General features: G+C 63.5%; 28 protein-coding genes. 18 read left to right on the top strand and 10 right to left on the bottom strand.

Features of this window, described 5'->3' with window-relative positions; all coding sequences use genetic code 11:
• Positions 1 to 24: 24 nt before the first annotated feature.
• The 8 genes from AC07OZ_RS17615 to AC07OZ_RS17580 all read right to left on the bottom strand — a co-directional run bounded on the left by AC07OZ_RS17615 (position 25) and on the right by AC07OZ_RS17580 (position 4,731).
• Positions 25 to 498: a hypothetical protein gene (locus AC07OZ_RS17615; protein WP_495468380.1), complete on the bottom strand. Its 474-nt coding sequence runs from the start codon at positions 496 to 498 to the stop codon at positions 25 to 27.
• Positions 495 to 2,369: a ParB/RepB/Spo0J family partition protein gene (locus tag AC07OZ_RS17610; protein WP_495468379.1), complete on the bottom strand. Its 1,875-nt coding sequence runs from the start codon at positions 2,367 to 2,369 to the stop codon at positions 495 to 497. The genes AC07OZ_RS17615 and AC07OZ_RS17610 overlap by 4 nt, the downstream gene beginning before the upstream one ends.
• A gap of 2 nt (positions 2,370 to 2,371) precedes the next feature.
• A complete protein-coding gene (locus AC07OZ_RS17605; protein ID WP_495468378.1) occupies positions 2,372 to 2,827 on the bottom strand; it encodes a hypothetical protein in 456 nt (151 codons plus the stop codon).
• Positions 2,817 to 3,149, bottom strand: a complete 333-nt coding sequence (locus tag AC07OZ_RS17600) for a hypothetical protein (protein ID WP_495468377.1) — start codon at positions 3,147 to 3,149, stop codon at positions 2,817 to 2,819. The genes AC07OZ_RS17605 and AC07OZ_RS17600 overlap by 11 nt, the downstream gene beginning before the upstream one ends.
• Entirely contained in the window at positions 3,142 to 3,390 is a 249-nt protein-coding gene (locus tag AC07OZ_RS17595) for a hypothetical protein (protein WP_495468376.1), read from the bottom strand. Before AC07OZ_RS17595 ends, AC07OZ_RS17600 begins: the two co-directional genes overlap by 8 nt.
• Positions 3,387 to 3,656: a hypothetical protein gene (locus AC07OZ_RS17590; protein ID WP_495468375.1), complete on the bottom strand. Its 270-nt coding sequence runs from the start codon at positions 3,654 to 3,656 to the stop codon at positions 3,387 to 3,389. The genes AC07OZ_RS17595 and AC07OZ_RS17590 overlap by 4 nt, the downstream gene beginning before the upstream one ends.
• A 130-nt stretch (positions 3,657 to 3,786) precedes the next feature.
• Entirely contained in the window at positions 3,787 to 3,966 is a 180-nt protein-coding gene (locus AC07OZ_RS17585; RefSeq protein ID WP_495468374.1) for a hypothetical protein, read from the bottom strand.
• A gap of 21 nt (positions 3,967 to 3,987) precedes the next feature.
• Entirely contained in the window at positions 3,988 to 4,731 is a 744-nt protein-coding gene (locus AC07OZ_RS17580; RefSeq protein WP_495468373.1) for an autoinducer binding domain-containing protein, read from the bottom strand.
• Positions 4,732 to 4,828: 97 nt separating this feature from the next.
• Here AC07OZ_RS17580 and AC07OZ_RS17575 point away from each other — a divergent pair, with 97 nt between their 5' ends.
• A complete protein-coding gene (locus AC07OZ_RS17575; protein WP_495468372.1) occupies positions 4,829 to 5,260 on the top strand; it encodes a DUF4902 domain-containing protein in 432 nt (143 codons plus the stop codon).
• Positions 5,261 to 5,268: 8 nt separating this feature from the next.
• Here AC07OZ_RS17575 and AC07OZ_RS17570 read toward each other — a convergent pair whose 3' ends face one another.
• Positions 5,269 to 5,841, bottom strand: coding sequence for a hypothetical protein (locus tag AC07OZ_RS17570; protein ID WP_495468371.1), 573 nt, complete (start codon positions 5,839 to 5,841; stop codon positions 5,269 to 5,271).
• Positions 5,842 to 5,981: 140 nt separating this feature from the next.
• On the opposite strand from AC07OZ_RS17570, the gene AC07OZ_RS17565 reads away from it, so the two are divergent.
• The 6 genes from AC07OZ_RS17565 to AC07OZ_RS17540 all read left to right on the top strand — a co-directional run bounded on the left by AC07OZ_RS17565 (position 5,982) and on the right by AC07OZ_RS17540 (position 11,131).
• Positions 5,982 to 6,152: a hypothetical protein gene (locus tag AC07OZ_RS17565; RefSeq protein ID WP_495468370.1), complete on the top strand. Its 171-nt coding sequence runs from the start codon at positions 5,982 to 5,984 to the stop codon at positions 6,150 to 6,152.
• A complete protein-coding gene (locus AC07OZ_RS17560) occupies positions 6,107 to 6,475 on the top strand; it encodes a hypothetical protein (protein ID WP_495468369.1) in 369 nt (122 codons plus the stop codon). The genes AC07OZ_RS17565 and AC07OZ_RS17560 overlap by 46 nt, the downstream gene beginning before the upstream one ends.
• A complete protein-coding gene (locus AC07OZ_RS17555; protein WP_495468368.1) occupies positions 6,475 to 9,159 on the top strand; it encodes a VapE domain-containing protein in 2,685 nt (894 codons plus the stop codon). The genes AC07OZ_RS17560 and AC07OZ_RS17555 overlap by 1 nt, the downstream gene beginning before the upstream one ends.
• Positions 9,160 to 9,437: 278 nt before the next feature.
• Positions 9,438 to 9,767, top strand: coding sequence for a hypothetical protein (locus tag AC07OZ_RS17550; RefSeq protein WP_495468367.1), 330 nt, complete (start codon positions 9,438 to 9,440; stop codon positions 9,765 to 9,767).
• Positions 9,767 to 10,237, top strand: coding sequence for a hypothetical protein (locus AC07OZ_RS17545; RefSeq protein ID WP_495468366.1), 471 nt, complete (start codon positions 9,767 to 9,769; stop codon positions 10,235 to 10,237). Before AC07OZ_RS17550 ends, AC07OZ_RS17545 begins: the two co-directional genes overlap by 1 nt.
• Positions 10,238 to 10,534: 297 nt before the next feature.
• Positions 10,535 to 11,131 carry a phage tail protein gene (locus tag AC07OZ_RS17540; RefSeq protein WP_495468365.1) on the top strand — a complete coding sequence of 199 codons (597 nt, stop codon included), beginning with the start codon at positions 10,535 to 10,537 and terminating at the stop codon, positions 11,129 to 11,131.
• Between the two features lie 118 nt (positions 11,132 to 11,249).
• Here AC07OZ_RS17540 and AC07OZ_RS17535 read toward each other — a convergent pair whose 3' ends face one another.
• Positions 11,250 to 11,864, bottom strand: a complete 615-nt coding sequence (locus AC07OZ_RS17535) for a hypothetical protein (RefSeq protein ID WP_495468364.1) — start codon at positions 11,862 to 11,864, stop codon at positions 11,250 to 11,252.
• A 22-nt stretch (positions 11,865 to 11,886) separates the two neighbouring features.
• Between AC07OZ_RS17535 and AC07OZ_RS17530 the strand changes: the two genes are divergently transcribed.
• From AC07OZ_RS17530 to AC07OZ_RS17480, 11 genes are all read left to right on the top strand, one after another.
• Complete coding sequence (locus AC07OZ_RS17530) at positions 11,887 to 12,396, top strand: MarR family transcriptional regulator (protein WP_495468363.1); 510 nt, start codon at positions 11,887 to 11,889, stop codon at positions 12,394 to 12,396.
• Positions 12,293 to 14,431 (top strand): phage terminase large subunit family protein, encoded by a 2,139-nt coding sequence (locus AC07OZ_RS17525; protein WP_495468362.1) that lies wholly within the window; start codon positions 12,293 to 12,295, stop codon positions 14,429 to 14,431. Before AC07OZ_RS17530 ends, AC07OZ_RS17525 begins: the two co-directional genes overlap by 104 nt.
• A 4-nt stretch (positions 14,432 to 14,435) precedes the next feature.
• Positions 14,436 to 15,017 (top strand): hypothetical protein, encoded by a 582-nt coding sequence (locus AC07OZ_RS17520; protein ID WP_495468361.1) that lies wholly within the window; start codon positions 14,436 to 14,438, stop codon positions 15,015 to 15,017.
• Positions 15,014 to 16,726, top strand: coding sequence for a phage portal protein (locus tag AC07OZ_RS17515; protein ID WP_495468360.1), 1,713 nt, complete (start codon positions 15,014 to 15,016; stop codon positions 16,724 to 16,726). Before AC07OZ_RS17520 ends, AC07OZ_RS17515 begins: the two co-directional genes overlap by 4 nt.
• A complete protein-coding gene (locus AC07OZ_RS17510) occupies positions 16,723 to 18,210 on the top strand; it encodes an SGNH/GDSL hydrolase family protein (protein ID WP_495468359.1) in 1,488 nt (495 codons plus the stop codon). The genes AC07OZ_RS17515 and AC07OZ_RS17510 overlap by 4 nt, the downstream gene beginning before the upstream one ends.
• Before the next feature lie 57 nt (positions 18,211 to 18,267).
• Positions 18,268 to 20,421, top strand: a complete 2,154-nt coding sequence (locus AC07OZ_RS17505) for a phage major capsid protein (RefSeq protein WP_495468358.1) — start codon at positions 18,268 to 18,270, stop codon at positions 20,419 to 20,421.
• A gap of 101 nt (positions 20,422 to 20,522) precedes the next feature.
• Entirely contained in the window at positions 20,523 to 20,873 is a 351-nt protein-coding gene (locus tag AC07OZ_RS17500) for a hypothetical protein (protein WP_495468357.1), read from the top strand.
• A gap of 6 nt (positions 20,874 to 20,879) precedes the next feature.
• The gene (locus AC07OZ_RS17495) at positions 20,880 to 21,188 is read left to right on the top strand and encodes a head-tail joining protein (RefSeq protein ID WP_495468356.1); all 309 of its coding nucleotides are present in this window, start codon (positions 20,880 to 20,882) and stop codon (positions 21,186 to 21,188) included.
• Between the two features lie 10 nt (positions 21,189 to 21,198).
• Positions 21,199 to 21,375 carry a hypothetical protein gene (locus AC07OZ_RS17490; RefSeq protein WP_495468355.1) on the top strand — a complete coding sequence of 59 codons (177 nt, stop codon included), beginning with the start codon at positions 21,199 to 21,201 and terminating at the stop codon, positions 21,373 to 21,375.
• Positions 21,368 to 21,802 (top strand): hypothetical protein, encoded by a 435-nt coding sequence (locus AC07OZ_RS17485; protein ID WP_495468354.1) that lies wholly within the window; start codon positions 21,368 to 21,370, stop codon positions 21,800 to 21,802. The genes AC07OZ_RS17490 and AC07OZ_RS17485 overlap by 8 nt, the downstream gene beginning before the upstream one ends.
• 23 nt (positions 21,803 to 21,825) lie before the next feature.
• Positions 21,826 to 22,590, top strand: coding sequence for a hypothetical protein (locus AC07OZ_RS17480; RefSeq protein ID WP_495468353.1), 765 nt, complete (start codon positions 21,826 to 21,828; stop codon positions 22,588 to 22,590).
• Positions 22,591 to 22,592 lie beyond the last annotated feature (2 nt).

The raw sequence follows: 22,592 nt of genomic DNA, 5'->3' as shown, positions 1-22,592 counted from the left end.
CGATGAGAATCAGAATGGGGAGGCTCACGCTGGGACCTCATCCAGTTCCAGTGGAACGGACTCCGCCTGCATGGCACGAGTCTTGGCCGCAGCCCACGCACCTGCAATTGCGAAGTTCGCCTTGTCGGTGACGAGGGCGAGTTGATCCATCACCTCGACGCCGGCCTTCGCAAGCTGGTAATCCGGGCCGGTGAAGAGGATCCGTTGCGTCGCCTGCTGGCGTTCGGACACGCGAATCACCAGGTCGAATTGCTCGAGCATTTCGGGCACGCCTTGGCGCACTAGCTCTGCAGCCTTCAGCCAGGTGAGGGTGGTCTCAATCCAATCCCACAACAGCGCGACGTCGGCCGCGCCGGTAGCGATCGCGTCGAGCGTCTCGATGTGGCAGATGCCGAGGGATACGCGATCCGCAGCCGTGAGCTGCGGCCGCAGAGCAGGCAGGAGGCGAGCCAGTAGCTCCGTCTTGCCTTTCACGCGACGGCGCTTCGTGCCGCTCATGCCGCGGCCCCTTCCGATTCGACGGCCGCCGACGCAGTGCTCGTGCCGGCGGCGGAGCCGTCGGCTTCCATATTCCCTTCGCCGGCGGAGCCGGCCTGGTCATGCATTGCCTCCGGTGCCTGCGAAGTCACGACGGAGGGGTTGAGTTCCGTTGCCGCAGGCTTAGCTGCCTTCTTCGCCGGCGCAGCCTTGGAAGTGGTTCCGGCCTCCGTCTTGGCCTTCTTCGCCGGCGGAGCCGCCTTCGCCTCCCCTGCCGCGCGCGCAGCCTTGGAAGGGGGTGGGGCGTCATTCGGAGCATCAACCGGCACACCGTATCGCTTTGCGGTGGCGAGCAGCGTCTTGGGCTTTTCGTCGAGGCGGTATGCCGACGCGGTAACGTCCTGGATGAGCGCGCAGTCAAGCAACAGCACGTGAAGTTGCTCGATGGGCATCGATCCCACGGTCTGGCGCAGCGCTTCGAAGGATTTCTTTTCCCAGAGCTGGGCGAGCGTCTCACGGTCGGAGTGGTCCACGCCGCTCATGGCAGCGAACGTCACATGCTTCAAATCCTCTGCATCGCGTGGGCGCGCGTCCGCTGCATTCCTGACTCGGCGCAGCAACTCAACGTGCTGGGCTGTCTTTGCTTTAGCCTTGTCCTCGCGCTGCTTACGTTCCTCTCGATCGCGCTTCTGGCGTTCCTCCCAGGTGTCCGCTTCTTTCTTGGAGGCTACTGTCTCTTTTCGCACGCCAGCGGCGACGAGCTCGCTGATCTTCACGGCCTCGACGGTCTTCCCGTTCCTGGGGTCCTGGATGATCGTGATCAGGGGCGGAACGACCTTGGAGTCTTTCTGCGCGGCAGCCTTGGCTTGGGCCACCTGCGCTTTCACCTCGCTGAGCGCGACGTAGGCGCCCTTGACCTTGCCATCGGCCCCAATCGCGGACCTCGCCTTGTTGCCATCCAGAATTGCGCGGCTGCCCTTGTGCTTCTCGGCCAGCGCGGTCGCCTCTCGTTTGAAATGCGCGGCCTTCTTCGCGGCGAAGCAATCCGGGTCGGTGCAGACGTCCGCACCAACGGGAGCGACGCTCCATTGGTTGCGCTTGGTGCTCGTGGTGACGTCCTCGAATTCGGGCGCGTTCCCGGAGCGTTTGGGGCAACTGGAGCACGGCGAAGCATCGGGAAGTAGCGCAGCATCCTCGACGGGGAAGGGCGCCTTTGCAAGGTCGAGCGTGTAGCGTTCGACGAGCAGGTCGCGCATGCGGCGGAAACTTTCGTTGCCACCATCGGCGATGTTGATGCACCTGCCCTTGATGTCCTTGAGCGCGCGTTCCTGCAGCTTCGTCTCGCGCAATCGGGCAATCAGCAGGGCGACCTCGCTCCCAAAGGTGCCGTCGAGGCATGCGTCGCGAACGGCGGGGCAGGCCTGCAGCAGCTTGAGACGTCCGTAGACATAGCTGCGGCTCTTGCCGGTGCTCTCCACGATGGATTCCGCAGTCTCGCCGTGTTCGGTCATAAGCGCGCGGAAGCTTTCGGCCTCCTCAAACGGATGCACATCCTTTCTCTGCAGGTTCTCCGAGATTTGCGCGCGGCGGACCTCCAGGTCCGACATGCTGCGAATGATGCTTGGCACCATCGACATGCCTGCCAGCTCCGCACCGCGCCGACGGCAGTGGCCGAAGACGATCTCCCAGCCCACGGCGGCATCGGGATCGTCAGTACCTTGAAAGAGGGCGGGTACACGCGGCCGGACGACAATCGGCTGCAATACTCGACCGTGCGACTTGATGTCGGCGGCGAGTTCGGCCAGATAGACCTCGCTGTAGCGCAGCCGGGGATTCGTGGGGCTGTCGTGCAGGTCGGCGATGGGAAGTTGAACGACTTGTTCTGTGGTCATGGTCAGGCTCCGAAGATGGTGAAGCGCCGGTCGCCGTCGCTCAAGAAGTCGACGTGACCGGTGGAGATGTGAAAGTTGTTCTTGCGCTGGCCCGTCCGCTCGGACTGGGATGGGCTGTCGCGGAAGGAGACGAGGCATTTCTCGATGACCGTGCAGCGCAGCTGAGCCGCCGTCAGGCACTTCTGGCGTAGGGCCATGGAGATCAGGCCCATGCGGTCACGATCTGGAAGCTGGCGGATCTCGATGTTGAGGTCCTCATCGATGTCGGCGACGTTGAAGATGAACGTTCCGGCGATGTCGTTGGCGATCGCACGGAGGAAGCGCGACGGCTCGGGCTCGCCCTCGACGTGGACCATATGCAACTTGGTCAGGGACCCGTCGCGGAGGCACAACTCCTGAACCTGGCTGAGGATCGCGTATCGGCCCTTCCGGTCGATAACTTGCTGCTCATTGAACATGGGTGGGCTCCCTGGGATTGATCGAAGATGGGATGACGTCGGTGACGCCTTCGAGGCAGAGAACGGCGTGACCGTGGTCGGTTCTGGGGAAGGCACCCTTGGCGTAGACCGTCACGGTCATCCCGCGCCGCAGCAGCCGGCTCTTGGCCTGCGCGGCAGCAAAATGAGCGGGATCGGCGCCGCAGTCCTGCCGACCGGAGAAGGGATGCCCAGCGGCGGTGGCGATGCTGAAAAGCAGCAGCGCGCGAGGGGCGTTGCCGGCCGTGAAACGCAGCTCCGCATCAGCGGCCAGCTCGCCGGTGATCTGCACCGGGCTAGACATGGCCGTCCTCGCGTTGGCGGATCTCGATATGCCGACCCTGGTGATGCCACAGAGCGGGCGGCTGGGCCGACACCCACCGACGGACGATTTCGCGGGCGACGTACTCGGCGAACTCGCAGGCGGCTTTGTCGCCATAGGGCGCGTGGTTTGCTTGGGAGACGTGCCACAGCTGCGCGAGGTATTCGTCACTGATGTGAGGGAGGCTCTCCGTATCGACGTCGAAGGCGATGGCCGTCTTCATGTCGCCTCCCCATGGGGCAGGCGGGCGTAGAGCGCCTGGCGGTGCTGCAGCAGCGCGGCGAGAACCTTTCGATCCTCAGCGCGGCGGTGCTGCAGGGTGGGGCTCTTTTCGTAGAGCTTCCGCATGGTGGCGGCCAGGCGGTCATCGATGGCGATGTCCTCGCGAAGCTGCTCGATCCTTCGATCAACCGATGCGACCTCGATCGCGATGCTCCTGGCCTTGAAACGACGGTGCAGACGCCTGCACGCAGCTATCACGCTTCTCACTTGGGCCTCCGTCTATAAGTTGCGACGGGGCGAAGATTAGCGCGCTTATCTATCAAAGTAAAGCGGCTTACCTGATGGGCGTAAAAAAACCCGCCGAAGCGGGTTCTGCTAACGGCGGGGCGGCGCTGCGTTAGTTGCCCGGCAGTGGGCCGGGAGTGTCATCGCCACCCGATTCGCTCAGGGGGCCGCCGTTGGTGGACAGCGGCTTGATCTTCGGTTCGATGCCCACTCCGCCGGCCACGTGCTTCAGGTCATCGAGGGACAGCTCCTTCAGTTCGTTGCTGTCCTTGTTGCTCTCTGCGTTTCCCATCTCATACCTCCAAAAAAGAGGCTAAATAATACCCAACCCTAAAGCGCGGAATGCGGCCGATTCTACGTTGGGGCAACCAAGTGTTTCTTGAGCGATTTGCAGAACATGAGCAGCAGTAGATTCACCAATGTGCAATCGATCTGCAATATCACTCACAGTCATTCCATCAACAGCCCATCGCAAAGCTTCCTTCTCGATGAACGTGAGTTGCGGGATGTGGTCCCCCAGCGTGCTGAGGCCGAAGATCTCAACAGCCGGCGCGATGGCATGCGCCGCAAAGCTCTGGAGCTCCGGGAGCAATGCAGAGTAAGCGCGCGTTGGGCGGTCGGAGTGGGAGTGAAGGGAGACCTGCAGAAAGCGACGGTGGGGGAGGTGTACCGAGACGCATATCCCGGACCGAAGGCCGAATATCGAGAAGGCATCGAATACGCGGCTCAAGCCTCGCGATGAATACGTATCGGAATTCCAGGCAATAGGCGTTGACTGATATTTGCAGTGCTGCATTACCGGGCAGAGCGGGAAGAGTGCTGGATCGATAGAGCGCCACTCGTCGGACTTGGGCAGGTTGTCCACGATGATGGTCTTGTGCGGGCTGTCATTGCCCTGGATGAAGGCTGTGGCATCGCAGCTGCCGAAGTCCCAACGATGGGACAGGCGCACCAGGTGCTGCAGGAGATCCGCCTCCGTGCGCGCACCCAGAACGTCCGTGAACTCCGCTCTATTCATGATTTTCTTCACTCTCCCTAGGGCGCTGATTGTCGGCATATAAGCGTGCTTATGCAACACACTGTTGCACCCTGTAAGGACTTACAGGTCCGTTCGCTTGCGCACACGCAAAAGTTCACCGATAGTCGGCCGCTTCATGCTGTCGCCAGAAACAAAAGATAAACATGCTGACCATAGGGAGGTCAGCGGCCCACTGGGAGGTGGGGTGTGGCTACCGGTCCCATGGGAATGGGTCGGGGTGCCGCGTCTTCGCTTCATGCACGTCCTGTCGGTGCAGGGAAGCCCGCTTACCTCCCCGATGGGCACTTCGCCTGCTGGCACAACGACCTGGGCGGCGATGAATGCCGATGTGGCGATCCACCTCACCTGGGAGTGGGCGCGGGCCTTCGACGATTCAGGCCGGCTTGACCTTCGTGACCCGATGTCGATCCGTTCGAACCTGCGGCTGTATTCCGACGAGCCTCAGGGCCGGGTCTACCTAGACCGAATGCGCAGCACAATCGTGCTCACGCGGGCGTTGTGCGGCATCGAGTGGCAGGCTTCGGTCCTGAAGGCCATCGAGGCCTGACTCAGCGCTCAATTGCGAGGCGACTGAGGCTTCGTGCTAGATGCGTTCGGATCTGAGTCGAATGAGTTGTCCACTGCCTGGACGAACTTCCGAAACTGATCACTGCCGGTCACCGCGTCGACGCCCCGAGCGATTTGCATGGCCATCCCGGTCCATGCTGCGTGACTTGTCGGCGTCGGCGTCGAGGGCAGCGTTGGATTGACCGCAATCGCGCCCTCAATCATCGCCTCGATACGCCGGCGCAGATCGGGATCCAAGCCCCACCAGGTCGACGGGTCGATATTCTGAAACGGCCACGCTGGGGCTTCGCCACCAGCGGAGAACTGCTGCGCCGCCGGACTGTCACGATCGACATGACGTGGGCCGATTCCTTGCGCGATCCAAAGGGCGCTGAAGCCGGTCTTCTTCTCAAGACGCACCGCCGGATCGAGCTTCTTCATCTCGGTCACGGGATTGGAGCCGCTTCCCAGCCACTGGGAGACAAGGGGCGATGAAACTTCCGCCTCACGGACCAAGTCCGCGCGCGTCCATTTCATTTCATCCATCACGGCCCTTAGTCGGGCCTTCAGATCCAGCTCCATGCGGGGAAGTTTAGCGGGCTTACAGGTAAACGAGCTTATTTATGAGGTAAGCGTGCTAATATGGATTGATGACCACCCCTCACGCTATCACCCAAACAGGTGGGACCGTAGTCCACGAGGTCCCGGAAACGAAGGCGGCAGTGATCGAAGAGCTTGGCCCGACGCAGTCGCTCGCGGCTGCACAGCTCGGCATCACGCAGTCTGCGTTGTCGCAATGGCCTGACGTGCTCGGCCGTCACCACCAGAACGTGGTGGATGCAGCGCGGTGGCGCAAGCATCGGGCCGCGCAGCAGAGCAACTCGGGAGAGTAGCCGTGCGGCCGAGGGGGGAGTTCAGGCAGGCGGTCGAGGGGTGCATTCCTGAAGCCGAGAAGGATGCCGTCACGTGGCGCGATGTGGCGGCTGCGCTGCATCAGCGCGAACTAATCAACATCGATGCACCAGCGGAGCTGAAGTTGGTGCGAAAGACCGTGGAGAACATGGCGATGGCTGCTCAGGTGAAGAAGGTGGGGTCCCGGGTGGTCCCGGGCTCACGGCGCGCCATGTCGACGTACGCGCGAGCGAATGGATGGATGTCGGGCAGTAAACGCGATGAGCTTGGCAGCGTGATGCACGGCTGGGTCACGGCCTTCTGATGTCCAAGCAGATTGACTACGTGCGCCTCAACGAGGCGCTGCTTGAACGCGTCGATCGGTTGCTCGCGAACTGGCTTCCGAATGGCGAGGAGCACAACGGCCGCTGGTACGTCGGCGACTTCGATGGTTCGCCCGGTAAGTCGGCCAACGTCAACATGGACACCGGCCAGTGGATCGATAACGGATACGAAGGCGACAGAGGCGGGGACCTCATCAGCCTCTACGCGCGGATCAACAATCTGAACAACGCCAAGGCGGCGCAGAGGCTGATGGAGGAGCTGGGGTGGGCTGATCGCGACTATGACCCGTCGCCGCCTCGGAAACCTCGCGAGGAACGCGTGCAGGCGTCTGCACAGCCTCCACAAGCCGACGAGGTTCCGCCCGCGCCAGCCGAGGACGGGGTGAAGCCGGAGCGGAAGAAGCAGCGCTGGACGGCCATCGTCCCGGTGCCAAGCCATGCCCCGGAGCCGCGCGTGTTCAGGTTCGGCTACAAGGACAAGACCAAGGGCGGCGCCTGGATCGAACAGTTGGCGACGCGCGCGTGGCGGTACGAGCTGGAAGGGCGCCTCTACGGCTTCGTGGCTCGATTCGAGCGCGTAAGCAGTGAAGGCGCGCTGGTTAAGGACACGTTGCCCTACACCTGGTGCATCGACAACACCGACGACCGTGGCCTGTGCCAGTGGCATTGGAAGCAATGGGATGCCCCTCGGCCGTTGTATGTGCCAGCCAAGACCCTACGCGCCGACGAAGCTCGGCCCGTCGTTGTGGTCGAGGGCGAGAAGTGCGCTGAGGCGGGGCATGAGCGCCTTGGCGCCGAGTTCGATTTCGTCAGTTGGTCAGGCGGATGCAAGGTTTGGTCCTACGCCAACTGGTCGTTGCTGCAGGGGCGGACGGTCTACCTGTGGCCCGACGCCGACGCTCAGCACGAGCGGCTCTCTGCGAAAGAGAAGGCGGATGGCGTTGATCCATCGACGAAGCCGCTGCTGCCATTGGCAAAGCAGCCTGGGTATCGCGCCATGGTGGACATCGGCACCAAGCTGCAGGCGGACTACGGATGCACGGTCTATATCTGCCTGCGCATCGGCAAGCCGGGCGATCGTCCACCTGGTTGGGACATCGCGGACGCGATCGACGAGGGATGGAACGATGAGCAGCTGTGCGACTTCATCCGCGCCGCAGCTCCCTTTAGCAGCACCAACGATGAGGCGCGCGCGAAGGCCGCGGCGACCCCTTCCGACGCTGGCGCTGGCGACGATGGGGAGGCGGACGGCTGGCGCTCGAAGCTCTTCACCTCCGGCTCGGGCGCGATCAAGGCATGCCGCGAGAACGTTGTGCTGGCCTGCGACGGTGTGCCTGAGCTTGGGCTCGCCGGAGATGAGCGCCTGCAGGGCGTGATCGCCTTCAACGAGTTCACCAACGAGGTGATGAAGCTGAAAGCCCCGCCTTGGGGAACCGAGGCGGGGCGGTGGCTTGAAGAGGACGAGCTGGAGCTTGGCAACTGGCTCTCGCGCGAACTGTGGTTGCCGCCGATGCCGCGCGGCACGCTTGAAGAGGCGGTGCTCATGATCGCCAAGCGCCACAAATACCACCCAGTGCGGCAGCAACTGGAGGGGCTGCGGGGGACCTGGGACGGTACTCCTCGACTCGCAACCTGGCTGCGGCGCGTGTGCATGGTCGAGGGCGAGTACGACGACAAGGCGCCTTTACAGCAGTACCTGGCGCGGGTCGGCACTTGGTTCGTGATGGCGATGTGCGCGCGCGTGCTGCCGGAGCTGCGTAAGCCCAATGGCGAGCTGTATCAAGGCAAGGGCTCAAAGTTCGACTACATGCTGGTGTTCGAAGGCGGGCAGGGCTGGGGTAAATCGACCTTGCCGAAGGTATTGGCTGGGGACGACTTCTTTGCGGACACGGGCTTGATCCTCGGTGAGAAGGACAGCTATCAGAACATCCAGGGCATCTGGCTCTACGAGTGGGGCGAACTCGACTCGATGGCAAAGGCCGAGGTCACCAAGGTCAAGCAGTTCGTCGCGTCGCCCAAGGATCGCTTCCGCGCGACGTTCGATCGCAGGCCCAAAGACTATCCGCGCCAGGTCGTCTTCGTCGGGACCACCAATGAGGAGCACTACCTCACCGACCTGACCGGAAATCGCCGCTTCTGGCCGGTGAAGCTGCAGCAGCCCGCAGATCTGGCTTGGCTGCGCATCAACCGCGATCAACTGCTCGCCGAAGCCTTGGAGTTGCTCGATCAAGGCGAACGGTATTTCCCGACGCCGGCCGAGCAGCGTGCGCTGTTTGATCCCCAGCAGGGTGAGCGCGTCGTCGAGAACGCGGTGGACTCGGCGATTCGAGCCTACCTCTATGACGACGAGCAACGTCTGCCGATGAACGGCGTGAAGGGCACGCAGGTCGCGCGCATCAGCATGAAGGACCTGCTGGATCGGATCGGCTATGCCATCGATAAGCAGACGCCCAGCGTGGTGAAGCAGGCCAGCTCGGCGCTGGCTCGCCTCGGATGGGAAATCGGATCTCGTGCGGGGGAGCAGGCCGACGGCATGCGACCTCGTCTATATCACCGGCCGCCGCCGTCTCGCTCCGAAAGGGCCGAGCACGGCGCCAGCCATTCTCAATCGCGCCCTGCGCAGGGCGCATTCAACGCGGAGGCCTCAGATGGCTGCCCAGTTTGACCAGCGATCGGTGAGCGCGCCGGAAAAGGTCATGGGCGGCCGAGGCGACCGTATGTAGTGACCCCGCGACCAGGCGCACCTGGCTGTCCGTCACGTCCGTGTGCATTTCGAGAGTCTCCGGCTTTCTGGCAAAGCCAGTACCGGGGACCTTGGCGGAGCTATGCCCGAAATGCGGTCCATGTGTCCTGGTGCGGAATCAGGCGGGTGGGGGCGGGTGCGGGCAGACGCGCGCGCCTGAACGCGATCACCTTCTCACGATTCATGGAAAGAGGAAGGACATGATGGACAGGAAGAAGAGCTGGACTTGGGTCGAGGAGCACATGCCGCTGACGGTGGCGATGCTTCGCGAGTACCGCCAACTTGGCGAAGGGGCTCACATCGATGAGTGCTGGCGGCGAGGGGTGGTGGGCCAGGAGCCGAACTGGTTTTTTGCTCGCGAGGGAGGAATCAGCATCGGCGTGCCGTTCGAGCCACGGCCCGGGACTGTTCTCGGAGCGATGGAGCAATGCGAGCAAGCGCGGTCCGGCACGCTGCTTCTGCTTGCCCCGCTTCCTCTGCCGGTCGATCTGAATGCCCGACGTAGAGGCATCGCGGCGGGAGCGATCTGATGGCGCGCATCGAGGACATCGAGCGTCGGCTGCAGAACTGGGGACGCTGGAAGCATGGGGCCGGCGCTGGAGGCCTGGGCTACGCGCGCGTGCGCAGCATGATGCGTGTCGACGGAGGCGAGCAGGTCGGGCCTATCGTGCCGACTAACGACTGCGAGGCCCAGGACACCGACGACGCAGTGATGGCGCTCCCGAGCGAGTTGAGGGCGACGGTCGAGGTGTATTACGTGATGGGCGGCGGCATGGCGGAGAAGGCGAGTCGCCTCGCTTGCACGGAACCGACTGTCCGGAACCGTATCGGCCGTGCGCATCCGCTCATCCAGTCGTATCTCTCTGACCTGGCGGGCAGAAGGCAGCAGAGGAGGATCGTCGACGAGGCCGCCCAGCAGCGGGCAAGACCCAAGGGCGATGTTTCTGATGACACGTTCGTAGAGCAAATGAAGCAGGCTCGGGAGTGGCGCCGTGGATGACCGGGTTTTAGGGATTTTCGGAAATCGGTACATTTCGGGCACGTTGAACGAAGCGCACCTACCTCCCTGGTGTGATTCAGCGGCAAGGCCCGGCACTCACACTGCCGGGCCTTTTCTTTGGGCCCGCTCAATGACGTCAACCGAGATTGCTTTTCGCTGGAGTTGCTGCGACCTGCTCGCCAACGTGCAGGCGCTGAAGCATCTGCTCAAGCCAGCACCGCGAAACCGACTCGCCATGCGCGCTTGCTACGTCGTGGAGTTGGACCGAGCCCTTTGCAAACGCACGCTGTCAGAGCTATGCCCGGACTCGATATAAAGGTCAGCGGAAACGCCTCGCTCATCGCGATGGAGTTCAGGGCGGCAGCGCTGGATATGAAGGACAAGGCCACTGTCCGCGCGCTCAACAAGATGGGTGAGCAGGTCGTGACTGGCATGTCACGAGAGGTGCGGCGTGTGGGCTACAACCTCAAGGCAGCAGTGATCAAGAAGGGGTTGCGCTTGAGGCGCGCCTCAGCAGGGAATCTGCGTGTGGTCGTGGTTGCGAGTGGACGCCCAGTGCCCCTCATCAACTACAGCGCTCGGCAGACAAGCAAGGGCGTGTCTGTCAACGTCTTGAAGGGGCGGAAGGTCATCTCCGAGGCGTTCATCGCGACGATGCCGTCCGGGCACCGAGGTGTGTACGTCCGGCAGGGTGAAGGCAAGCACGTGAAAGTCACCAAGGGTGGCAAGACGCGGTGGCATCAACTGCCCATCGAAGAGTTGTTCGGTCCCTCGGTACCTGATGGTGTGGCAAACGCTGAGGTGCAGCAGGCCTTAGCCCAACTGGTCGAGGACAAGTATCCGAAGCTCCTTGAACATGAGAGCGCCTGGCTGGAGAAGCGAGGGCGTGGTTGAGGGGTGGGGGGCTGACGTCTGCACCCCACCCCTAGGGCGGGTCCCTCCTGGGGTCTCATCGCAGCGGGCACGAAGACCGCGAAATTTCTCTACTGACGGGAACCCATGGGGGGCCATATCAGGGCATGGACTCGTGAAGCTCAACCTTCAGTGCGTCTATCAGCCGGTCCATCGCCTCGGCGCGAGATTGCGTTCTCAGATAGGAGCGGTCTTGGATCTGCTCCCGCAGCTCACCATCCTTTGGTGAGTCAAGCAACTTAATGACGTCCTCCATGTCCGCCATATCGGCCGCGTGGAACGCGTCGACCGCCGCGTCCAACGCCTCGGTCGCATTGGGAAAGTAGAACAACGCAATGTTGCCGGCCCGCTCAAGCTCCATGTTGTTCATCGGGTCGTCCGAGTCTGGAGCCTTTTCGTTCTTCTCAAGGGCTTCGGCGACCTCTCTGACGTGATAGCTCGACTTCTTGGAATGGACGTACACCGTGTTCATCAGCTCTAGCAGTTCTTCAACCTTCTCCCGAAGAATTTCCCCGCGTTTGAGTCTGGCCTCCTCTTTGGTCTGATGCTCTTCGCGCTCCTGCTGCGCAGCCATTACCGCCAGCGTGGTCTGCCTGCTAATCCGTCCGCCGGCCAGTACGCCAAAGAACGCGAGCAGCCCGGTCAATGTGGGTCCCGCCAGCAGCCGTACCCACTCCATAAGAGAGAACGGGTCCGGGAAAACCTGTTGTGTCATCGATCACTCCCTCAGAGGCGTCATGCCTACTCAAGTTGAAATTGCGCAGCATCTTGGCATGAACCAGTCGGAGGTCAGCCGTCACATGGCGACGCTTGGTCTCGACTGGAAGGCAGCCAGCATGGATCAGATCCGCTTGACGTACCTCGCGCATCTGCGCGGTGTCGCTGCGGGGCATCGATCAGCTGACGGCATCGACCTAGCTCGCGAACGGGCGTTGACGGAACAGGTCGACCGCGAGCTGAAGCAACTCACGCTGGCCGAGAAGAAGGGCCAGCTCATCAACGTCGCCGAGCTGGAGCCCGCGCTAGCTCGCCAGTACATGGCCTTCCGGGTCGAGCTGGAGTCGCGCGACGACAAGCTGAAAGAAGAACTCGACGAGCTCTACGGTATCGACGTGGAACTCGAAGTGATCGCCGCCCACACCCGTGAAGCCCTTGCCCACCTTGCTGGAGACGCCGGAAGCGGTGACCTCCTTGATGGCACGGCTGAGGCTAGTGGTGCGTCCGACGCCGAAGCTGACGACGACTGAATGGGCTGTGCAACGGCGCTTCCTTAGCGCCAAGGCGACGGCGAAGCCCGGGCGTTACAAAGTGGAGCGCACACCCTGGGTCAAGGGGATGCACGAGGCGCTCGACGATCCGGAGATCTTCGAGATCGTCTGCATGAAGAGCGCGCAGGTCGCGTGGACGGACGGGGTCATCCTCAACTACGTTGGGAAACGGATCGACATCTCGCCCTGTCCCATCATCATCATGTTCCCGAAGGAGGGGGCAGCCAAGGAATTCAACGACGAGAAGTTCACGCCGATGGTGGAGAGCACGCCCGTGCTCGCGGCCAAGATACCCGTCGACAAGCAGCGCCACAAGGACAACCGCGGCCTCTTCAAGAACTTCACCGGCGGTTTCCTCAAGTTCGTCAGCTCGAACAGCCCCAGCTCGGCGAAGACAACGCCGGCGCCAGTCGTCATCGTTGAAGAGCCGGACGACACGAACTCCAACGTGAAGGACCAGGGCGACGCGGTCACCATCCTGCGAGAGCGGATGAAGAGCTACGCGCGACGCAAGATGGTGTTCGGCGGCACGCCCACCGTTGAGAGCTTGAGCAAGATTCAGGCGGCGTTCAAGGGCAGCGACCAGCGCCACTTCTACGTTCCTTGCCCGCACTGTGATGAGCCGCAAGTGCTCATGTGGGAGAACGTGAAATGGGAGGACAACGCTGAGGACGAGCACGAGATCTTGGGTCGTGCGAATCTGCAGTCCGCGCGCTATTGCTGCGGGCACTGTGGCGCGCTGTGGACGGATGCCGAGAAGAATCTGGCGGTGCGCAACGCTGAGGCCAAGGGCCACGGTTGGCGCGCCACGCAGCCCTATCGCGGCGTCGCCGGCTTCTACATCAACGAGCTTTACTCGCCGTTCCCCGGCTCGCGCATGCCCGAGCTGCTTCGGAAGTACCTGACGGCGCAGCACCACCTGGCGGCCGAGGGCGACGACACGAAGATGCGGTCCTTCCGGAACAACACGGAAGGCTTGCCCTACGCCTACAAGTCGGACGTCCCCGCGTCGACCGACCTGATGGTGCGTGCGGAGGGGTATGCGGAGCTGACCGTTCCTTCGGGCGGATTGATCCTGACCGCAGGTGTCGACGTCCAGCACGATCGACTCGCGGTGATCATCCGCGCTTGGGGGAGAGGCGAGGAGAGCTGGCTCGTCTACTGGGGCGAGATCTTCGGCTCGACGTTGATCGCCGGGCAGGGCGCGTGGGCTGATCTCGACAAGCTGCTGACGCGCGAGTTCGCGCACAGCTGTGGCGCGATGCTGAAGATCTCCGCCGCGTCGATCGACGGCTCGGACGGCAACCGGACGGAAATCGTTCGCGAGTATGTGCGCAAGCGGCTGTCGCGCCGCTATATGGAGATCAAGGGCGCATCGGAGCAGACCAACGACAAACGCGAGATCTACAGCGCTCCTCGCCGGCCAGACCTGAACGGCAAGAACAAGCCGATGAAGCGCGGTGTCGAGACGCACATCGTGGGTACGCACCGCGCCAAGGATCTCATCCTCGAGAACCGAGTGAAGCAGACGGGCAACGGTCCCGGTCGCATGCACTGGTACGCGTCGGTCCGGGCCGACTACTTCGAGCAGCTCACGAGCGAAGTGAAGGTGCCCGGGAAGATCAACCGCACGCGGAAGGTCTGGCAGAAGAAGGGCGGCGCTCGGAACGAAGCGCTCGACTGCGAGGTCTACGCGCTGCACGCAGCGCGGTCCGTCAAGACGCACCTGCTGCAGGAGGCGCACTGGGCAGCGCTTGAAGAGCGGCTGCGTCAGCGGTCGCTGCTCGACGAGGCGACGGATGACGAGCCGGTCGAACGGGACGAGCAGGACGAAGAACCTCAGGGAGAGGAAGGCACGGCAGAGGCTGTGAGCGTGCCAGTGCAGACGTCTGCAGCAGTACCTGCTGCGCCGCCAGCATCGCCTCGGCCACCAGCTGCGCCGCCCCCACCTGCGCCGAAGAGAAAGAAGGCGCGGCGGGGCGGCAGGGGCGGCGGTTTCGTCAACAACTTCTAGGCCTATGCGCATCCCACAACGAATTACCGCCGGCGACCAGGTCGACTGGACCGAACTTTCCTTTGTCGTCCCGACGGGCAGGTCCATCGCGGCGCCGGAGTATCAGCTGCGGTTCAGCATCCGCGGCCCGATCGCTGCGGCAAAGCTGGACCTAGACGGGCAAGCACGCGGCACGAGCTGGGCATTCCAGATGACCGGTGCGCAGAGCGCGGCGCTCAACACCGGCGTCGCTCAGGTCATGTGGTTCTGGTCGGCCTACGCGACTCGCGGCGCTGAACGAGCCACAGCCGGTGCCGGGCGACTGCTTGTGCTTCCCAACCTGGCGGACTTGCCTGGTGCGTTCGACGGCAGGTCGAAGAACGAGCAGGCGCTGGAATCTGTCGAGAAGCAGATCGACGCTCGGGCGAAGAAGGACTTGGTCGCCGAGTACACGATCGGTTCCCGCAGCCTGAAGAAGGAGCCGCTGCAGGTCTTGCTCGATCTACGCCGGCACTACCGGAAGCTCGTCCGAAACGAGCGCAAGGCCCAAGCCATGAAGAACGGTGGCGGCAACCCTGGAAGCCTCGGTGTGAGGTTCACTTCATGAGCGCAACATTGCATCCTCAACGGCGCACGATGCCGACTCAGCGCGGACTGCAGCTGCAGGCGAGCGTGCTCGACGACTGGCGCCGTCATCATGGCCCCGAGACTGTGCGGGCAAATCGCGAGCGAGGGCTCGCGCAGGCCGGCGGCTGGGGCAAAGCCCGGCGCAGTTATGCCGGCGCGAACATGGGGCGGACGACGGCCGACTGGGTCACGCTCAGCACGAGCGCGGACTCGGAGGTCTGGGGCAGTCTGCGAACTCTGCGCAATCGCTCCCGACAGCTCTGCCGCGACAACGAGCACGCCAAGCAAGGCTTGCGCGTCATCATGAACAACGTCGTCGGCGTTGGTATCGGCTTTCAGTCCGAAGTGATGAAGCGCGGTGGGCGCTTGAATGAACAGGTCAACGACGCGATCGAGGCATCCTTCGCTCGATGGTCGCGGGCCCGGCGCTGCCACACCGCAGGGAAGTTGAGCTTCAAACAGATTCAGCGGCTTGTGATCAGCGGCTGCGTCCAAGGCGGCGAGATGCTGGTGCGCTTGGTCAAGCGGCGCTTCTCGGATAGTCGGGTGCCGCTCGCCTTGGAGATCATCGAGCCCGACCAGCTGGCCGACAACGTCTCGTTCCGCCACACCAACGGCAACGAGGTCCGAATGGGCGTGGAGGTGGACGAGTGGCTCCGCCCGGTCGCCTACTGGCTCTACCCTCGCCATCCGGGCGACAACTTCACCACAGGCGTCCCGCAGACCAACGAGTATCAGCGCGTGCCAGCCGGCGAAATCATCCACATCGCGCGATGGGACGAGCGCACCAACCTGACCCGTGGAGTTCCCTGGTTCCACGCCGCCATGGTGAAACTGCGCCACATCGCGGGTGCGGAAGAGGCGGAGATCGTTCGAGCGCGTGCGAGCGCTGCGGTCATGGGCTTCATCGAATCCGACGAGTCCGATATCCCCGATGTCGACGACTCGTCGGGCGTCGAGGACGACGAGTACGAAGGCGAGCGCGTCTGGGACATGGCGCCAGGAACGATTCGCGAATTGGGTCCCGGCGAGAAGTTCAGCGGCTTCAACCCCAGCACTGCCAACGCGGCGCTCGATCCGTTCCTGCGCTACATGCTGCGAAGTGCAGCTGCTGGTGTAGGCATGAGCTACGAAAGCTTCAGCCGCGACTACAGCCAGTCGAACTACAGCAGCAGCCGCCTGGCACTGCTTGACGACCGCGACAACTGGCGCGTGCTGCAGGCCTGGTTCATCGAGAGCTTCCTGCAAGAGGTCTTCGAGGTCTGGCTCGATCAAGCCACGCTGTGCGGGGAACTCAACCTCCCTTCATACGAGAACTATCCCGAGATCTACCAGGCAGTCCGCTGGATGCCTCGCGGGTGGGATTGGGTCGATCCGATGAAGGAGGTCGCTGCAGCGAAGGCCGCAGTCAGGGCGGGCTTCACGACGGTCGCGGACGTAGTCGCGGCGAAGGGCGGTGATTGGGAAGACGTGTTCCGCCAGCGTCGACGAGAGATCGACATGGCAAAGGACCTCGATCTGACGCTTGAGACCGATCCTGGGTTGGTCTCGGACAAGGGGCAAGCGCAGACGTCTGCACCGGCCGCCTCAAGTGGCAAGGACCCGCAGGAACTGCCGACAGATGTGGAGGCCGACGGCGACAAGGACGCTTCTGAGAACGGCACAACAGATGATGAGGACAACGAATGAGCAAACGAATCAATATGCTCGGGTCCGCCGGCGTCGTCGGAGGGGCAGGAGTTGGCCTGATGACCGCAGCGGGCAACCCGTGGACTGTCGCTGACGGCCTCGCCGATGACCTGGTGAATCGTCGAGTGGCAGCCTACGCTGACTCGGCGCCGGCGGCACTGCTCCCCGTATTACAGGATCCTGTTTCCCGAGCGCTTGTCGCTGGCGATGGGACGCCCATTGCTGTGCAGGGCGGCGCATCCTTTGGCGGGTACGCATCGATCACCCTGATTGGCGATAGCACCGCCGCCTACCAGGATTCCACCCAAGCCGGCGGCGCGGCAACTACTACGGGGCCGACGTCGCAATCCTGCGTGGCGTGGGGATTCGCTCTTGCGGGGCAGATGCCGCGGCTCATCAACCGCGCCGTTGGGGGCAAGACGATCGACCTGGCGATTGCAGAGCAGTTGCCCGCTGCGATGGCCGACAACACGGACGTGCTGTGGATTCAGGCCGGGGTGAACAACCTCAATCCGGCGATTGATGCGACGCTTCCCAGCGTCGATGAGATCGTCAGTCGGATGCGCCGCCTGCTGACCCTCGCCGCGAGCAAACCTCGCGTGGCTCTCTGCTCGATAACGCCGCTGGATGCGGCTTCGATCTCCGGAGCCTCTGCGCGTCGCGCCGATATCCCGCTTGTCAATGCCGGGTACAAGGCGCTGGCAGCAGAGTTCGGCAACGTGTCGTTCATCGATTTGTACTCCGCGATCGCGGCCGATCCGGTCAGTGGGTTGGCAATGCCGAACACCACGGTTGCGGTGGATGGCATTCATCTGACGAGCTTCGGTGCCTACCTCATGGGCAAGGGACCCGTGCAATCGTTCATTCGCTCGCTGCCGCTCAAGCCGCGACACCGGGCCACGTCTGTCTATACCCTGCCGGATCTGAGCGGCGCCGCTGGAACCGCCACGGCCAACGGTGGGGTGATCAACGGAACGATCGCGAGCAACTGCAACGTCTCGATCGCGACGAACCAGGCCGGTGTCGTGGTCACCGCGACTCAGGGTGCCAAGCAGGCCCGGAGCCAACGGCTGCGGGTTCAGAACGGCAATGGCGCAGCGACTGTCGTGCGCTTCCAGCTGACGAGCATCGCGGCCCAGGCCGGCGGCTGGCTGCAAAACGATATCGCCCGCGCGACGGCTAGCCTCTCGATCGTCAACGCGGCCGGGCTTCGGCGCCATGACCTGGCGATTCAATACAACGTGGCGACCGTGGCGCAGAACATCTCGGGCCTCGCGAAGTCCAACCAGGAGGGCTTGGCTGGGGGAACGAGTCAACCAGTGTTCCCGCCTGGCCCGTATGACGTGAGGCTCTGTGCCATCGATCCGCTGAACTCGGCACCCAGCGACGTGAACGTGATCGTCTCGATTGAAGTCGCGCCCGGCGGAGACGTGACCATCGATGTCAACGGCTGGACGCTGGAGAAGGTAGTCGCGGCGTCGTGATCAGACGCGCCGCGTGATTTGCCCGCTTCGGCGGGCTTTTTTAATTCTGGAGATCCCATGCCAAACGCCGCGATTCAAGAGCGCAGGCCGTTGAAGAACGGGGCGACTCTCGCGCCAATCGCACGCAACTTCACGCTGCCTCGCGCGGCGTCGACCGAAGAGAACTCGCTGAACCCGGGTACAGGGATTGAGGGACTCGACCTCGAGGCCCGAACGCTGAAGCTCACGTTCTCCAGCGAGCTGCCCGTATCACGTTGGTTCGGCAACGAGGTTCTCAGCCACGAGCCCGAGTGCGCAGATCTGAGCAGGCTGAACGACGGTGGGCCCCTGCTGTGGGGCCACAACACGTACGACATGGCCGCGTTGATCGGCGTCGTCGAGAAGGCCTGGATTGACGCTGACAAGCGAGGCCACGCGATCGTCCGGTTCGCAAAGAGCGAAAGCGGCGACCAGGCGTTGTCGCTGGTTGCGCAAGGCGTTCTGCGGAACGTCAGCTTCATGTATCGGGTGGACAAGTTTGTCATCGAGTCGGACGAAGAGGACCCGTACTACGACGACGACGCTATCTATCGGGCCGTGAAGTGGTCGTGCATGGAGATCTCCCTGCTGAGCGTTCCCGCAGATCAGTCGATCGGCGTCGGGCGCTCGGCCCCCGAAGAAGCGCGCGAGGTGACGGTGGAGCTTGGCTCCGCCCGCCCCGCGCATTCCCCGCCGGCCGCCACTCGCGCGTCCGATACCCAACCCTCGCAAATTCCCGCAACCCAAGAGGACCAAGACGACATGAAATTCCGTCGCACCCCCGTCTGCCAAGCGGCGGACGCCGTCACCAGCACCGGCACCGCGCCGGCCCCTGCCGCCGTCGATCCGGTGCAGCAAGAGCGCAAGCGCTTCGAGGATCTGACCGCGCTGGGGCGCCGCCACAACATCGGCATGGACAAGGTCCACGACATGATCGCGCGGGGCATCGACCTCGCCGCGGCGCGTGGCGAGATCCTGGAGATGCAGCTCAGCGGCGGGCAGTCGCCGGTTGCGAGCCTCGGCTCGGGCATGCAGCCCGACATGACCGACAAGGAGAAGCGCGCCTACTCCTACCTGCGTGCCCTGCAGGCGATGGCGACGAACAACTGGGACAAGGCCGGCTTCGAGCGCGAGGTGTCCCAAGACATCGGTAAGCGCATGGGAAAGGAGGCCAGCGCTTCGGGCTTCTTCTTCCCGAATGATCTGCCGTTCGCGCCCACCGTCGAGCATCAGCGTGCGTACGAGATGCTGTCCACGCAGGGCAAGACACAGCTGCGCGCCACGTACAACGTGGGGACGGCGGGTCAGGGCGGAAACCTGGTCGCCACCAACCTCATGTCCGAGAGCTTCATCGAGGTGTTGCGCAATCAGATCGTGACTGCGATCCTCGGTGCCCGCTACCTCACGGGCCTGACCGGCAACGTCGACATCCCGCGTCAAGCCAGCCAGACGGCGACCAACTGGGTCGGCGAGGGTGGCGGCGCGACTCAGGCGGAGGCAACCTTCGACAAGGTGCAGCTGCGACCGAAGACGATTACGGCGCTCAGCCGCATGACGCGTCTGATGCTGCTGCAGTCGACTCCGGCCATCGAGATGCTGGCGCGTCTGGACCTGGTCTCGGTCCTGGCGTTGGCGATCGACCTGGCGGCGATCAGTGGAAGCGGCAGCGGCAACACGCCCACCGGCATCGTCAACCAGGCGGGCGTCGCGAGCGTGATCGGCGGCACCAACGGCGCGAACCTGACGTTCGATCACCTCATCCAGATGAAGTACGCGACGAAGTTCGCCAACGCGCCGCAGTCGTCCGCTGGCTTTGCGTTGAACAGCAAGGCCATCGGCTACCTGTCGACGCAGAAGTCCACCACCGGTCAGTACCTCTGGGACCCGCAGGGGGGCCTGGTGGCTGGCAGCCCGGATCGGGTGAAGGGCTCCCCCTATGCCGAGAGCCAACAGCTGCGCAGCAACCTCTCCAAGGGCACGAGCGCCGGCATCTGCAGCGAGAGCGTCTATGGCAACTGGCAGGAGCTGTTCATCGCGCAGTGGGGTGTGACGGAGCTGATGCTCAACCCGTACGACCAGACGGGTTTCGCCAACGGCGACGTTCTGCTGCGTGCGCTGCAGACCTGCGACACCGGCGTGCGCCACGGTGCCAGCTTCTCCGTGATGTCGGACGCCCTGACGCCCGGCTTCTAACCCAACCCAGTTTGCAACCTTTCGGTTGTCTCCTCGGGAGTTCGCTCCCGTTCGGCCCCGCCTTCGTTTGACGGCGGGGCCATTTTTTTCTGAGGCACATCATGAAATTCAAAGTCCGCGAGGGTCTCGTCGTCCATCTGGTGACGATGGTCGAAGTCTCGGATGGCAAGTTCGAGAAGCAGACCAACTCCTACTACGCCGGCCAGTTGGTCGAACTCAATGAGGAGCAGGCCAACGAGCACCTCCACAAGCTCGAAGCGTTCAAGGATCGCGAGGCCGGCGAGTTCCTCAACAGCAAGGTCATGGCCGAGACTCCCGGCGCGTCGCTCGGTCTGACGCCCGAGTCGATGGCGCTGGTCAAGGCCATGGCAACCGAGATGGCGGCGGCGATCGTGGCCGCGATCCGGCCGGCTGAAGAGCAAGTGCAGACGCCTGCACAGAACGGCAGCTAAGCCGCCATGGACTTCAGCGACGACGCCGGGGTCTTCCTCGAGGAGTTCGGCAAGCCCTGCAGGCGCAGCGGCGTCGAGTTCCTCGGAATCCTCGACACGCCTGACGATTTGATCGACGTCGGCGGCGTTGGGGTTCACAGCTCGACGCGGACGTTGACCGTCCTTGCGTCGTTGCTGGCGACCGCCTCTCTCAAGGACAAGAGCGCCATAGAGGTCGACGTCGATGCGACGGGCGCCTTCACGGTGTTCGTCGTTCGCGGTCCGCCTCGTCGCATCGATGACGGCGTGTTCGCCATCCTCACCCTCACGAAATAGGAGAACGTGCATGAGCACGAAGAAGTATCGAATCCTGCCGGGCGCGAGCTTCCGCATGCCCGACGGCAAAGTGCTGGATTCCGGCACGATCGAGCTGGACGAAGAGACTCTGCGGCTGCATGCGGGCAAGGTCGATCCCACCCCGGTGGAATCACCGGACGAGGCGGCCACCGACGGCGATGTCTGAGCAGTCGCTGCTTGACCGCATCGTTGATCGCTTCGAGGCGCTGCTGATCGAACGCCTGCCGGCGCCATACGAGGTGTTCCGCTCGCGCGAGGAGGCCTTGGAGCGAGAGGTGTCCCCCTCCGTCATGGTGCTGCTGGGCTCGGTCGCTACCAAGTCGTTCGGCGACGAGACGGACCAGCACGAAGCGGAGATCCTCGTCGGGCATGTCGTTCGCGGCGATCCCTGGGACAAGCTGGCCGCCGAAGCGGACGTCCTGACGCACCGCGCGATTGCGAGCGACGAGCAGCTCGAACTTCTCGCATCGAGTCTGCGGCGCATCGGCGCCGCTCCCGACGGGGCCGAGGCAGATCGCACAGCCGGCGTGCTGATGGTCAGCTACCGGGCTGTCTTCCTCACGCGGCGCGGCGATCCAACCCGCGCCCCCTGACCCATCCATCTGAAGGAGAGACCATGTCTCAATACGGCTTCGGTACCGGCACGTTGTTCGGTACCGCGACCCAAGATGCCCAAGGCAACACGATCGCGCAGCCGACGCCGATCAAGCTGGGCGAACTCCAGGACATGAGCCTGGACTTCCAACGCGACCTCAAGGTCCTGTACGGCCAGAACGCAATGCCCGTTGCGGTTGCCGGCGGCAAGCAGAAGTACGACTTCAAGGCCAAGTTCGCGCGCATGTCCGCCCGCGTCTTCAATGACCTGTACTTCGGCCAGGCACTTCAGACCGGCACGCTGCAGGCGGTGCAGAACGACCTCACCGGCGCACCGATTCCCGCAAATCCCTATCAGCTGGTGGTCGCGCCGCCGGTGTCTGGCACCTGGAAGCGCAACCTCGGCGTCCAGGACGCGAACGGCTTGCCGATGCAACGCGTGGCGGCGGCGCCCGCCGCAGGCGAATACACCGTCTCCAACGGCACCTACACGTTTGCTGCGGCCGATACCGGCAAGATGGTGTTCATCAGCTACGGCTATGAAGCCGCGGTCGCGGGTGCCAAGCAAATCGTGCTGCAGAACCAGGAGATGGGCGCGACGCCGATCTTCGGCGTCGAGCTGGCGATGAAGTACCAGGGCAAGAGCGCGGTCTGGCGCTTCCCGCAGTGCGTCTCGCAGAAGCTCAGCTTCGAGCCCAAGCAGGACGACTTCATGCTGGCGGGCTTCGACTTCAGCGCGTTCTGTGACCCGCTGGGCATCATCGGCTATCTTGCCCTGACGGAGTAAAC

The organism is Roseateles sp. GW821-FHT09G03, assembly GCF_059416045.1.
Note: the sequence above shows the minus strand (reverse complement) of the source record. Positions and strands in the feature narration are given on the sequence as shown.